The sequence below is a fragment of the Microbacterium meiriae genome, assembly GCF_032364335.1.
Taxonomy (GTDB): domain Bacteria; phylum Actinomycetota; class Actinomycetes; order Actinomycetales; family Microbacteriaceae; genus Microbacterium; species Microbacterium meiriae.
In genome coordinates, this window is the sequence record NZ_CP133984.1 from 2,063,521 (window position 1) to 2,076,602 (window position 13,082).

9 protein-coding genes are annotated in these 13,082 nt (G+C 63.3%); 3 read left to right on the forward strand and 6 right to left on the reverse strand.

Annotated elements, in window-relative coordinates; genetic code table 11:
• Window positions 1-365 precede the first annotated feature (365 nt).
• Entirely contained in the window at window positions 366-1,178 is an 813-nt protein-coding gene (locus RI211_RS09920; protein WP_025103708.1) for a GIY-YIG nuclease family protein, read from the reverse strand.
• A 104-nt stretch (window positions 1,179-1,282) separates the two neighbouring features.
• The gene (locus tag RI211_RS09925; protein WP_240183560.1) at window positions 1,283-2,869 is read right to left on the reverse strand and encodes a hypothetical protein; all 1,587 of its coding nucleotides are present in this window, start codon (window positions 2,867-2,869) and stop codon (window positions 1,283-1,285) included.
• Window positions 2,870-3,936: 1,067 nt separating this feature from the next.
• On the opposite strand from RI211_RS09925, the gene RI211_RS09930 reads away from it, so the two are divergent.
• Window positions 3,937-4,686 (forward strand): DUF5131 family protein, encoded by a 750-nt coding sequence (locus RI211_RS09930; protein WP_025103710.1) that lies wholly within the window; start codon window positions 3,937-3,939, stop codon window positions 4,684-4,686.
• Window positions 4,687-4,698: 12 nt separating this feature from the next.
• Here RI211_RS09930 and RI211_RS09935 read toward each other — a convergent pair whose 3' ends face one another.
• From RI211_RS09935 to RI211_RS09945, 3 genes are read right to left on the reverse strand one after another with little or no spacing between them, the layout of a single operon-like run.
• Window positions 4,699-5,817, reverse strand: coding sequence for a three-Cys-motif partner protein TcmP (locus RI211_RS09935; RefSeq protein ID WP_268776198.1), 1,119 nt, complete (start codon window positions 5,815-5,817; stop codon window positions 4,699-4,701).
• 28 nt (window positions 5,818-5,845) lie between these two features.
• Window positions 5,846-7,012, reverse strand: coding sequence for an HNH endonuclease family protein (locus tag RI211_RS09940; RefSeq protein ID WP_025103712.1), 1,167 nt, complete (start codon window positions 7,010-7,012; stop codon window positions 5,846-5,848).
• Window positions 7,009-8,205 (reverse strand): adenine-specific methyltransferase EcoRI family protein, encoded by a 1,197-nt coding sequence (locus tag RI211_RS09945; protein WP_025103713.1) that lies wholly within the window; start codon window positions 8,203-8,205, stop codon window positions 7,009-7,011. Before RI211_RS09945 ends, RI211_RS09940 begins: the two co-directional genes overlap by 4 nt.
• A 263-nt stretch (window positions 8,206-8,468) precedes the next feature.
• Between RI211_RS09945 and RI211_RS09950 the strand changes: the two genes are divergently transcribed.
• Window positions 8,469-10,019: a recombinase family protein gene (locus RI211_RS09950; protein ID WP_162817541.1), complete on the forward strand. Its 1,551-nt coding sequence runs from the start codon at window positions 8,469-8,471 to the stop codon at window positions 10,017-10,019.
• Between the two features lie 24 nt (window positions 10,020-10,043).
• Here RI211_RS09950 and RI211_RS09955 read toward each other — a convergent pair whose 3' ends face one another.
• The gene (locus RI211_RS09955; protein WP_025103715.1) at window positions 10,044-10,604 is read right to left on the reverse strand and encodes a hypothetical protein; all 561 of its coding nucleotides are present in this window, start codon (window positions 10,602-10,604) and stop codon (window positions 10,044-10,046) included.
• Window positions 10,605-11,147: 543 nt separating this feature from the next.
• On the opposite strand from RI211_RS09955, the gene RI211_RS09960 reads away from it, so the two are divergent.
• Window positions 11,148-12,920, forward strand: a complete 1,773-nt coding sequence (locus RI211_RS09960) for a DNA primase family protein (RefSeq protein WP_280564238.1) — start codon at window positions 11,148-11,150, stop codon at window positions 12,918-12,920.
• Window positions 12,921-13,082 lie beyond the last annotated feature (162 nt).

The window sequence follows — 13,082 nt, forward strand, 5'->3', positions numbered from 1 at the left end:
TGTGCAAGCCGCGCGCTCTCGGCGCGATTTTCGGTCGTGAAGTGGACGGAATACTTCCCTCGAGTCAGCTTGCCGCCGCGAACATCTCCGAAGCCATGCCTTCGAGCAGAGCCCCAAACTCCACGTGAAGCGCCTCCGCAATCCTTACCAGCGACCGCACATTCATCATTGCGCGGCCAGCTTCTTACGAGCGGATAATCGTGGAGTCGATCAGGCTCGCGACTGCAGCTCATCCACCGCCATCGACAATGCCCTTCGCGCGTTAGCGATACTGTTGCCGATCCGCACGGCGGCGGGCGAAGAGTTGCGAGGCATGCTTTCCAGCATCGCGGATCGCACACCTCGGCTGCTGCAGCAGCGCGCCGTCAATTCCGATTCAGGCCCCAGCGGCGGGAGTCGAGCGCATTCTTGAAGTGGCTCTCCGCCGCGTCGATCTCGCGAGTCGGTGTCGCAGGGTCGAACACCCGCAGCAACGAGAACCGGAACGTAGACGCATCAAGACCGCGCAGCTCGACGTTGCCGCCGTGCCCGTTAGTCGCGTAGGCGTTCCAGCGCTGTCTGATGTTCTCGGCACCGTCGGCCTTGCCGACGTAATGGCGGCCGTCGCGGGTGTCCGTGATGAGGTAGACGCCGACCACCGAACCGAGCGCCGTACGCCAGGCCGCATACCGGTGCTCGCGCATCACCGCCTGGAGCTGCTGGTGGTCCAGGACGAGCCGGTCGAATCCGGGGAACGGCACCGGCTGGGCGTCGGCGATCTCCATCACCGGGTAGCCGGCGGCGGTTGGTCCGTTGAGCCTCCAGGTGCGCGGCGATCTCCAGCCGATCACGAGACGATTCCTGAGGTCCCCCATGTGGTCGGACACGACGAGATCGAAGGTCCTGAGCGCGCCATCGTTCGCGACCTCGCCGCGGTTCTCCACCACCGACCACAGGCGGGCACGGTCGCCGCCCTCACGGACGAACACCACCCAGATCGCCGGCGGCGTGGTCGGGAAGATCCGGGGGTTAGCGGACTGCTGGCTCGTGTATAGCAAGATCTCCTCGTCGGTGGAGTCGGCGTGGATGCCCTGCAGGCCGGTGTTCTCGTGCTCCTTGACGAAGGCGTGCCGGATTACCTGGGCTTCGAGCGGGTCGATCCCTGCACCGCGCAGGATCGGATCAAGCGTCAGCGTCATCGTCAGGGTGGCCCTCCCCCGGTGCCTGAAGCGCATCCGGTGCATCCAATTCCGTCAGCCCAACAAGGGGGCTCGTGGCGTCTACTCCGTCGGAGAAAGCGGCCTCAGTTCGTCGACTTGTTCGGCACGAGATAGTGCGGTCCGATCAATCCAACGTGGACCTTCTTCGTCGGCCCGCTCGTGTCATCGTGGAAGTAGACCCGGGGCGCGAGGTTGCCGCCGCCCTCTGAGATTTTGAGGTGCGAAAGCATCGTGACGACGCCGGTCGGATCGACTGCGGTGTCGATCTTGAAGTCGCGAGTCCCCTTGAACTTGCCGCCGTTCTGCACACCCTCGCTCTCGGTCATCGCCAGTTTCTTGGGTGTGGCCGGCCACCCGAGCACGGGGCCGGATGCGCACCACTCCCAGAACCCACCCTTGTCCCACCCCTCGGCTCGGTCCTTGGCGTATGCCGCGAGAGCGCGAAGACCGCGCCAAGACTTGTTGCCCCAGTTGTACGCCTCGGCCGCGGTGTCGATGTCGTCCAGCTCGCGGATCGCGGAGTCCGGCACCGAGAGCCAGTCAGAGAGGTACATCTGGGCGGCCAACGCGGCCTCCGAGGTGTACTGGACCTCATCAGGGGTGGACGCGGCCTCCGCATGCTGGGATCCCCAGAAGAGATCAGACAGCCCCTGGGCGAGCAGCGCGTCTTTGATTCGGGAGAGGTGACCGTTCGCACTTGCGAGCTCGCGCTCCACCGAGCTCTGCTCGTCGCGGGCCCCCTCGAGTTCGAATTCCCAGTGATCACGAGCTCCCGTGAGTTCCTTCGCTGGCACCATGCCGTCAAGTGCGTCGGCCGGCAGCCCGTTCTGCTGACCGAAGACGCGGAACGCGTCGGGTACGCGACGTCGCGTCGAGAGCTGCGCGACCGAGTAGACGATCCGGTCGATCGTGCTCCAGAGGAAATCCTCGAGTCGAGACCGGAGGTAGTAGCGGTGACGCCACCCGTCGGAGTGCTTGGTCACGACGCCCGGGGCGTAGATGCGGATGCCACCGTCCCAGATCGCGAGCTGCCTGAACTCATCCTTGAACGCCGCGACGGCGGCGTGGTCGAGAGTGACCACGGCCGCGATTCCCTCAGCTCGCGCGGCGATCGTCGAGGCCGTCTGCAGCCAGGAGCGGTCATGCCTGCCGTTGGGCTCCGCGCAGACGATGATCGGGAGAGTTCGCGCCGGATTAGCGAGCATGTCGGTCAATACTGCGACTCCGTTGGCCGGCAGTGCGAGGGGCTCCGTCAGCAGGCCGCTCCCGCCAAGATGGGGCTTCTCGACCGCCCCGAGCAAGTCGTGCACCAGTTTCGGCCGGCCGACGGAAACGCGCCGGGCGAGGTCCTCCGACGACATACTGAGCTCGACGAGCGTGTGGATGCCATCGTCGTCCGCCACGACACGAACGATCGTGACCCAGTCGGTCGGATCGCCGGGCACCTGGTCGGTGGCGGTGATTTCAAAGCCCTCTTCCCCGATGGACCGAAGCACGGCCTCTCGATACCTTCCCTGGGAGACCTCGAAGTCGCTCTCGCCTTCGGAAAGCGCCTCAGGTTCATCCGATTCCTGGGTCCAGGCTGCCACGCACCGCTTCAGCCGCTCAACCGCGAGAACGCGGTCGGTTGTCGATGTGTCCGACCAAACGGCCCTGTACAGAACGCTCATGCAGATCCCCCTCGAGTTTGAGTCGACTCTAGCGAGGGGATCGGACGTCACGGCGAGATTGTCCGCAGCTTGCGACCGTTCGCGGGTACGTCTGTCGTTATGCAGCACGCCGCCTGCCGTGTGGGACCGGTCCTGTGGCGTGACCGGCAACTTCTTTTACTCCCGCATGCGCGTTGAATGGAGGATTTCGCGCGCGTCCGGACTGCCCCGTTGCCATACACGATTCATGCACTGGCGCGAGCATCACAACGCTCATCGGGTGCGAGGCTAAGGAGCATGACAGATCCGTTCGCGCAACCCGGGGCTGCGAGCCCGAGACCTTGACCACCGACGAAGAGCTCAGGATCTCGTTCATCTGCCCCGTGCATGGGGCTCACACCGTCCTCGACCCCTTTGAGGGCAAGCACTGAGGCCGCCGGGGTCAGCCCAGGCGTCGGATCTCGACGACCGGGGAAGTCGCCTGCGTGGCGGAAGCAGGGCCGTCCGGGTCGTTGCCGACGATGAAGCAGACCGGTCTGCCGATCCGGATCGGAGGGCCGAGGAGCCCAAGCAGCGGCCCATCTGCCCGTCGCGGCGGAAAGGGTGCGTCCCGTCCGGATACGAATGCCCGTGTCGGCGGCGAGCGGCGCGATCTGCTCCCCCTCCCCATCGAGCAAAAGCTAGTAGTGCACACCCGAGTCGGTCGACACTGCCCAGGTGCCGCCCCGGTCGAGGTCGAGTCGCTCGCGGCGGTCGGTTCGAGTCATGGGCGGTTCTCCTCTGTTCCACGACTAACGTAGGCCGCGAGGTGTCGGGGTGAGAGGAAGCCCGTGGCCGATGACGGGGAATGATCTGGTGGCGGGGGCGCTATAGGCAATGGGCCCGAGGCCTTGGCCGACGGGATCGCGACGCATGTCGTCAGAGGACCTCTCCCGGCGTAGTCTTACGCACGGTGATGGTGAGTCGGCTCGCGGTGGGAGGATCAGTCCGCAGTGCGATGGATGTGACTGGTGGGTGGCGCGGCGGTGCACTCTGGCACCTCGATCGATCGCGGATACGCTCAGTGAAGACGAAAGGGTGAGTCGACCATGGCCACGAACAGCGGAATCGAGTGGACCGAGGTCACCTGGAACCCCGTCACCGGGTGCGATCGGGTCGCAGCGGGCTGCGACAACTGCTATGCACTGGCGTTGGCGAAACGCCTCAAGGCCATGGGGGCGGAGAAGTATCAGAACGACGGCGATCCCAGGACGTCCGGACCTGGCTTCGGGGTCACGATCCACCCTGCCGCATTGACGCAGCCTCTCCGGTGGCGCACACCGAAGGTCGTTTTCGTCAATTCGATGAGCGACCTGTTTCACGCCAAGGTCCCGCTCGACTTCATCCGGGACATCTTCGACGTCATCCGCGATACGCCACAGCACACGTACCAGGTGCTGACCAAGCGCGCTCATCGCATGGCGCGGGTCGCGAACAAGCTGGACTGGCCTGACAACCTCTGGATGGGCGTCTCGGTCGAGTCCTTCGACGTCGTTGACCGGATCGAACACCTCAGGGCAGTCCCCGCCGCGACCAGGTTCCTGTCGTGCGAGCCGCTCATCACCGCGCTGCCCGGGCTCGACCTCGACGGAATCGACTGGGTGATCGCCGGCGGCGAGTCCGGGCCGCGGGCTCGTCCCATGGAGCCAGCGTGGGTGGAGGACATCCGGGACCAGTGCGTCGAGGCCGGAGTGTCGTTCTTCTTCAAGCAGTGGGGCGGACGGACGCCCAAGGCGAACGGCCGCGAGCTCGGAGGTCGCACCTGGGACGACATGCCGGTGCTGGCCACTGCACTCTGATCAGCGGGGCTATTAGCTGCTCAGGGCCGGGAACTCGATCCAGGTGCCGTCGGGGAAGGTGTTCTTCCGCTTCTGATTCGGCGAGGAGATGCGCCCCGCCTCCTGCATGGGCTTGAGAGTCATCTTCTTGACCTGGCCGCTGTGGAAGGGCGTATTCGTGACGACGTAGTCGGTGACGTCCCTGATGAGCACCGTGCGGCCCGCGAAGTGGTGCGCCAGCTCGTCCTGGAGAGGGCCGGTGTTGGCCTCGTCTTCGAAGAGGACAGGACGCCCGGCGAGCCGGTCGTCGAACCTGTAACCACCGCCGGGAGCGAGCTTCCACATCGCTTCCTTCATCTTGTCGTACGCCTGATCGTCCCGGGTGCAGAAGAAGAGGTAGCTGCCCGTGTGCCCGCTCTGATTGATCATCTCGAAGCTGCAGATGTGGGCGAAGCCGCACTCCTGGCGCAGCTGCCGCTCGTACAGGTCGTGGATGTACTGCCCGCGCCCATTGTCTGAGGCAGGAGCGTTCTTGTAGTCATCGCACCCGAAGAGCGCTGTGAAGTGGGGGTCGACGATGCCGGCGTTCGCGAACCGGTTGACGCTGTTGAAGTCGAAGTAGATGAAGAGCTCGCACGACGAGTCGCTGACCAGGTCGCGGATCAGCGACATCGGTACGTCCTTGTAGCCGAACGGGTCGACGAACGCGAACGTGGGCGCTAGCTTCTTGCCTGCGGGGATGGAGTCGAGCAGCTCGCGAGCGAGGGCCTGAAAGTTCTGGTTGCGCTCCATGACCTTGACGTTCTGCGGCCACGGCGCACGGCTCGTCTTCATCTCGGCGAGGACGCCCTGCAGGGATGCGAACCGCTCGTCGTTCCACTCGTTGAAGACGAAGTTGAACGTGGTACCGCCGAAGGAGGCGAACGAACGGTGTTCCAGCAGCGTGCTGAGCGCCAGCACTGGCGAACCGGGCTCTCCGTCGTCGTAGCGCCCCGGGCCGGCGAAGCCGTCAAGCACGTTGACCCGCTCGTGGTACCTGCTCATACCGAAGATGCCGAACCACGCGCCGAGGTACCGCGTGAGGATGTCGTGCTTGGCCTTGGTGTGCGGCGGCCGCTCCCACACGGTCGGCAGGTTGTCACCCTTCGGCATCGTTGCCCCCTCACCCCGATGACGGGAGTTACTTGTTGCCCTTGGCGCGGTTGTGCGTTTGACAGAGCATCGTCAGGTTGGACAGGTCCGTCTCCCCACCCTTGGACCAGGCCGTCACATGGTCGGCGTCCATCTCGTTCGGCTTGTAGATCCGCGCCTTGTTGTTGTCGCCGCCGATGGCGCACAACGGGCAGTTGGACACCCCATCGGCCTTAGCCTTCTTGGTCTGCTGCTCGTAGGCAACGCGCTTGTCCTTGTCGTCGAACAGCCGGATCGCCAGCAGCTGAGGCTGCTTCTCGCCGCCGAGCAGGTACTCGTAGATGCCCTTGGCGTTGCGCACAGCGGTGTCGCCGCGCAGCTCGTTGACGCGGTCCTCGATCTTCGCGGGGCTGTAGGACGTGCCGTGGTGCTCCTCGTACAGCCGCCCCCACTCCAGTCCCCGCATCTCCTTGTCCGGAGGACGGGTGAAGACGCTGCCGACCCAATCGATGACCGAGGTGAAGTAGTTCTTGAGCTCGTTGATGTCGGGATCGTGCCTGTGCTGGGCGAGGTACGAGTCGACGCTCTTGCCCTGCGACGAGGCGACCCAGTCCAACGCGACCGCGAGGACCTCCTGGCGCTTGGGGTCGCCGTTGACGTAGGACTGCCACTTCTGCATATTCGCGTTGTTCGAGTTGCTGTACTCGGCCTTGGCCTTGGTGATAAAGGGGCCGGAGTAGATCGCGTTGAGCAGCTCCTGCTTGTTCAGCGGGATGCCGGCGATGTTGATTGTTTGAAACCAGGCCTTGATTTCGTCCTCGGTGCCGTCGCACTCGTAGATGTCGAGCCGCGTCTCCACGATCCTCGCCTGCAGGTCCTTGGGGAGCGACGAGAACGTCTGCTCCTTGCCGTTGACCTTGATGGCGAACTTGCCGGTCACGAAGCGGCCGACGCTGGTGATGCGCTGCTGGCCGTCGAGGACCTCCAGCATGGAGCCTTCGTCGTTGAAGTAGATCAGGCCGAGCGGGTACTCCTTGAGCAGCGAGTCGATGACGGCGACGTCACGCTTGCCGTCGTTGTAGATGTAGTTCCGCTGGTACTCAGGCTGGATGACGAGTCTGCCGCCGAGCCCGAACAACCCCTTGCCCTCGAGCTCGTTGTACACGAAGCCTTCGAGAATCTCCTCGACCGTGTAGTGCTTCAGCTGGGTCTTCACGACGACACGCCCCTTCTCCGGATCAGCACCCTCATGTATGGGACGACCGGACGCCCGGCGTTGTCGTAATAGCAGAGGTCCGGGTGGCCCACACTGATCTGCCCTGTCTGCCCGGACGCGTAGTAAGCGTCGACAAACTCCTTCGACATGCCTCGAGTCTTCGCGTACCTGCTGAGATCCACGATCTCGAACTGATCCGGGTTGAACTTGTCGAGAAACGTGATCGGGACGCCCATGACGCCGTCGAAGTCGCTCGGGATCGCGTCGGTGTGGGGCACCTCGATCGCATCGAAGTTGTCGTACTTCTGATAGCTCGCGCTGCCGCCGAGGCTCTTGATGAGCTTCTTGTTGAACTTGAGGTTGTCGGCCATGGTCATCAGTTGCATCGGCTCATGGCGGCGGCCGTGCTCGATGTTCGTGAACCAGCACGAGTTGCCGAGCCGTGTGTAGTCGTTCTTCTCGTCGGACGGGTAGCCCATCCGCTCGGCCTTGGCCCGGTCCGCTTCCTTCACGACAGCGCCCTTGGGGACCCCGAACACCATGTCGGTCGCGTTGGCCGTCGCGCCCTTCCACACTCGGTTCGCCTTGATCAGCGGGAAGACCTGGCTGTAGGTAACGGCATTCTGGTTTCCGATGATGGAGAACCTCTTGTGGCCCTCCATCAGCCAGGCGATGAATTCCCGGAACAGGCTGAACGGCGGGTTGGTGATGACGATGTCGGCCTCGTCGCGCAGCGCGGTCACCTCGGCGCTGCGGAAGTCGCCGTCCCCCTCGAGGTACTCCCACTGCAAATCGTCGATGTTGATCACGCCGTCGTCGTTGAGGTCCGTGCGCTCGAGGACGAACTTCTTCCCGTTGGCGTGGGTCTTGGTGGCGTCGAACTTCGGGTCGTCGAGCTCGAAGAGCGTGGGCTCGTAGGAGAAAAGGGCCGGATTGCTGTCCGGCGCGTAGGAGGTGGAGATGAGCTTCTTCAAGCCGAAGTCGGCGAAGTGGAGAGCGAAGAATTTCGCGAAGTTGCTCCACTCCGGGTCGTCGCACGGCAGGAGGACAACCTTGTCCCTGAAGACGTCGGGGTCGAACTCGAGGTACGCGTTCATCTCCCGCTCGATGTCGGCCCACTGCGTGTAGAACTCGTCGTTCTTCGCCGCCTTGGCCGCAGTGAGGCTCGAGGTGCGATTGGCGACGGTCGACATGTACTCCCCCAGGGACCCGGTGCACCACCGGGAGGCGGGGCGCTTCTTGGTGACATGCTATCGAAGGTGGACGACATTACCGGGCAGGCAAGGCACGTCACTGCGGCACCCGCCGTGCTGATGCCTCAACGCTTAGGCGGTCCAGTCGCCGCACTCAGTCCCGACTCGAGGCGCTCGCCCGATCCAATAGTGCCGAAGAAGCATTGCCCTGTCTCTCGGCAGGAGGGATCGCCGGCTGCCCACAACGCAATAGAGTCGTGTTGATGCCCGAACTTGAGACCGCCCGTGTTCGTGAGTACCTCCGCGTGTCGCTCGACCGTTCAGGCACGGGTAAGAGTCCTGACCAGCAACACGATGAGATTGTCGCCGAGGCCCAGGGTCGCGGATGGCAGGTCCACCCCTCCCCCTACCGCGATGACAACCGAAGCGCCAGCCGCTACGCGCGACGCCAACGGGAGGGGTTCGCCCAGTTGATCTCAGATCTTGAGGATGGCGCCTTCGACGCTGATCTCCTCGCGATATGGGAGTCAAGCCGCGGCTCTCGCCGTACCGGCGAGTGGATCGATCTCGTAGATCTCTGCCGCGAACGCGGCGTCAGCATCTGGGTCCTGACCCACAATCGCGTCTACGATCCGGCTAACGCTCGAGATCGCCGAAGCCTCCGCGAAGACGCCTCTGACGCCGAGTACGAGTCCGATAAGACGAGCGAAAGACTGAGGCGCGACATGCGGGCGGCGGCGAAGCGCGGTCGCCCCCATGGCAAGAACGTCTATGGCTACCAGCGGGTCTACTCCGTGACCGCCAACGGAACCAAAGTGCTAGACAAGATCATCGAGCATCCGGACCAAGCCTGGGTCGTCAAGGAAGCGGCGGCGATGGTTCTTGCCGGACGCTCGTACTACGACATCGCTGCGACGTTCAATGAACGTCAGATCCCGCCGCGACGTCCCGCGCGCTCGGAGCACCGACAGTCTCTGGGGTGGACCGCTCCGGCTGTGAAGCAAATGTTGACTATGCCTGTATACATGGGGCAGCGAGTTCACAATCCCCGCGAAGGTGAGGCTGCAACGTACGACGGCATCTGGCCGGCGCTGATCGAGCCCGACGACTGGCAGCGCCTTCAGGCAGCGATGACATCACGCGGATTCAAGTCGAACAACTGGCCCGCCACCCATCTGTTGTCCGGCATCGCTCTCTGCGGAATCTGCGGCGCTCGAATGCGGGCCGGAAAACAGAATGCCGGCTCACCAAAGGTCGACGAAGACGGCAACGCCCTCCCGCGGCCTCGCTACTACGCCTACAACTGCATCGGCACCCCGGGACGACCCGGCTTCCACGTCTCGATGCGCGAAGAACATCTCGACCTGCTGGTTACCGAGCTAGTCCTCGCTCGGCTCGAACGCCCCGACTTTCTCGCCACCCTCGGCGGGCAAGACGAAGAGATAGACGCTGAGCGGAAGTCAATCGTCGACGAGATCCGAGGTCACGAGCAATGGCTCGAGCAAGTCGCGATGGAGGCCGAGCGCCGCCGGGATCTACGTATGCTCACCGAACAGCGGGACCTCGTCGAACCGAAGATTGAGGCGGCACAGAAGCGGCTCGAGTCACTTGCTGGCGCTGATCCTCTCATCGTGGAACTCGTCCGATCGCGTCAGGTTCGAGAGACGTGGGCGGAATGGACAGACAAGGGCGACATCGTTCGTCAGCGTCACGTCATCCGCGAACTGATCGTGCCTCGGGTGCATCGAGTGCCGGCGGAGGCAGTAGGCAAGCGCGGTCTCAACGCAGAGCGAGTGACTTTCGACTGGCGCTGACTCGACCTGGGCGGCCGCATCGAGTCAGATCAGGTTCTCCGCTCGAGCTCGCGCAATCCAGTTGCTCGCCGTCCGCGATGGAAACTCGAATGCCTCGGCGACCGCTTTGGCGGGTGGGTAACGGACGATGCTGGCGAGTGAGTAGATGGTCGCGACGTCCGTCAGATCGACCGCCTGCCGCTTCTCAATGCCATCCGGATCGCGAACGTCTCGAAGTTCCGGCGCCACGAAGTTGACCACCGCCGCTGTGAGGGCCGAGTGGTTGAGTTCGAAAGTGCGTGGAAGGACCCATCGGAGCACTCCTAGCGGCGCGATTCCTCGAAGTAAGGTGCCGGTTACCTCGTCGCCGGCGGGCGCCTTCACAGAGATGCCTCGTAAGAGGTAGTGGCCGCGGTCCGGGTTGAACGATGCCTGCACCCGCAGCTCGAATCCCTCTTGTTGAGCTAATCCTCCAGGGGCCGACTTGAGCGGTCCCTGCGCGTCCACCGTCACGGGGATCGTCACCCCTGACTGCGCCTGGACCGACCCGGCCGTCTCCACAGTCCATCCGCGTTGCTCGACATCGGACTCTGGTGTGATCGGCATGAGACCTCCTGGCATAGCTTTGACATTACTCTGCCACGTATGTAATGTAACGGATACAACAGAAGAACGAACCGGCGGAGCCATCATCTAACTTCCATCGTGGCCGGAACACTCAGTCCCGTCGCGGCGGCCTCTTCGGGACACGTACTGACAAGGAGTGTTCCGTGGGATCCACCGATTCAACGACACCATCGCACGAAACTCTACTGAGCGCCTTCACCGTAGCTCAGGCGGAGGACATCACTGGCCGATCAGGCTTCGTCCTCCGGGCGGACATTCGCCTAGGCAAGCTCACCGCATACAAGTTCGCCGGGCTCTGGCGAATCTTGCCCGAGGACCTAGCGGCATACCGCTCGAAGCTTGTTACCCCGTCGCGGAGCGCACGTTGAGCGCGGGCGTGATGGAGCGCGTCCAAGAAAAGACGATCGCGCACAACACCGAGAGCATCCGCGTTTGGGCTCGGGACCGAGCAGCAGCAGCTCCCCCGCTGTCGCAACAACAATCGCTGCGTCTTCGGGGCCTGTTCTCGGGAGGTCGCAGCAAGTGACCACCAACGAGATCCGCCCCAGCGCGGAAAACACTGAGGCGGAAGAGACACTTGGCGGCGTCGCTTTCGATTCTATCGAGGAACCGGAGCAGGATTCGAGCGGCGACTCACGTCGTTCCGGACCTAAGCCCGCACGCGCATCGGTTGAGACTCTCACCGAACGTGCAGTCACGACCTACCTGGAATCGATTCAGCACCGTAGGTATGTCTCTCCGCAGAAACTGCGCGACAGTGCGCTGTCCCGGATTAACGCAGAGATCGCGCTCGAGAACATGGGGCGGAAGCGCTCATCTGCTCCGGCGCTTGCGCCCGTGCATCGGCTCGACGAGTACTCGGTGATCCAGATCCTTCTCTCCCGGCATCGCCTTGTGACGGTCGACCTCACTGGCGGACACGGTGATGAGGACAACGGAGTGCTGGCGATCTATGAGGACGATGGACCGCTCCGCGGTCTATACAACACGAGCGTGCCGAGACTGAAGAGGCTGGTCAGCGAGCTCCGTCCGTCCTTCACCGACGCCGGAGTCGAATCGACCCTCCGGAAGTTGCGCACGCACGCCCCTATCGTGATGCGCACCCAGGAACCTCGTCTAATTCCGGTAGCTAACGGCGTGTTCGATCACGCGACGCAGCAACTCCGAGAGTTCTCACCTGAGTGGGTCTTTCTGTCCAAGATCCAGCGTGACTACGACCCCACCGCGCAAAGTCCCCGTATCAAGCAGAGCGACGGAACGGAGTGGGAAGTCGAGGAGTGGTTCAATAGCCTGTCCGACGACGCGGGCATACCCGAGCTGCTGTGGCAGGTGGTGAGCGCGACTCTGCGCCCACACCATCCCTGGAACAAGTCCGTATTCCTCGTGGGCACTGACGGTAACGGCGGCAAGGGCACGCTGGTGAGCCTCCTCCGCAATCTTGTGGGCGAAGCCGCTTGCGCTTCCATCTCGTTGGCTCGATTCGGCGACAGGTTCGGGCTGGGCGACCTGATCACTCGGAGTGTCAATCTCGTCGATGAGAATCCGGTGGGCGCCTTCGCGTCGAGGACCGACGACTGGAAGGCCTGCGTAACTGGCGACGTCTTCCAGGTCGAGTTCAAAGGTAAAGACGTGATCCACATGCGCTGGAACGGCATCGAGGTGCATTGTCTCAATGAAACAAGCCCGCGTATCAAGGACAAATCAAAATCCGTGAAGCGCCGCATGCTTCTCGTGCCGATGACCAAGGACTTCAGCGGCTCGGAGAACGTCGACATCAAGTTGAAGTACCTGCGAGATCCCGAGGTGCTTGGTTACGTCCTGAAGCGCGCTCTCCAGATGACTCACATCGCCTTCGACGAGCCGATTGTGTCGAAGCAGGCAGTCGACCGCTGGTTCACAACCAACAACAAGGTCGTCGGCTGGTGGGAGGAACACGAGGATCAGTTCGTATGGGACCTCCTGCCATGGAGCTTCCTCTACGACGCCTACAAGGGCTGGTATAGCCGCGTCGAACCGAGTGGCACTGTCGAAGGACTCAATCAGTTCACGGAGACGCTCCGCGAGCATCTGAAGTCGTCAACTGCTTGGTCCCCCACTAACACCTCGGTCCGACCCGGCACACGGATGTCGTCGCCCGAGCCCCTGATCGATGACCTCAGGCTTACCGACTGGATGAACACGAACTACTCGGGCAGCGACCCCAACCGTCGTTGCTTGCCAACGCTCAAGACGAACTACAAGGGCCTTCTGCGTACCCAGAGTGCGGGCACGACCCCGGACGAAGACGACGGCTGAAGAGACCACCTCAGCATCTGGAGGTTTGGGTAGCGGCGCGGCCGATGCCACACCGCTACCCGAACCAGGAAAGGAAGACATGCAATCTGAACTCGCGCCAGCACCGCTCGAGACCGCACCCGGTGACTGGGCGGCATATTGTCGTCGAAGACATCGATCGCG

Coding starts and splice junctions, on each gene's coding strand:
- RI211_RS09920 (WP_025103708.1), bottom strand. CDS start 1,178: ATGACGCTGACGCTTGATCCGATCCTGCGCGGTGCAGGGATCGACCCG.
- RI211_RS09925 (WP_240183560.1), bottom strand. CDS start 2,869: ATGAGCGTTCTGTACAGGGCCGTTTGGTCGGACACATCGACAACCGAC.
- RI211_RS09930 (WP_025103710.1), top strand. CDS start 3,937: ATGGCCACGAACAGCGGAATCGAGTGGACCGAGGTCACCTGGAACCCC.
- RI211_RS09935 (WP_268776198.1), bottom strand. CDS start 5,817: ATGCCGAAGGGTGACAACCTGCCGACCGTGTGGGAGCGGCCGCCGCAC.
- RI211_RS09945 (WP_025103713.1), bottom strand. CDS start 8,205: ATGTCGACCGTCGCCAATCGCACCTCGAGCCTCACTGCGGCCAAGGCG.
- RI211_RS09950 (WP_162817541.1), top strand. CDS start 8,469: ATGCCCGAACTTGAGACCGCCCGTGTTCGTGAGTACCTCCGCGTGTCG.
- RI211_RS09955 (WP_025103715.1), bottom strand. CDS start 10,604: ATGCCGATCACACCAGAGTCCGATGTCGAGCAACGCGGATGGACTGTG.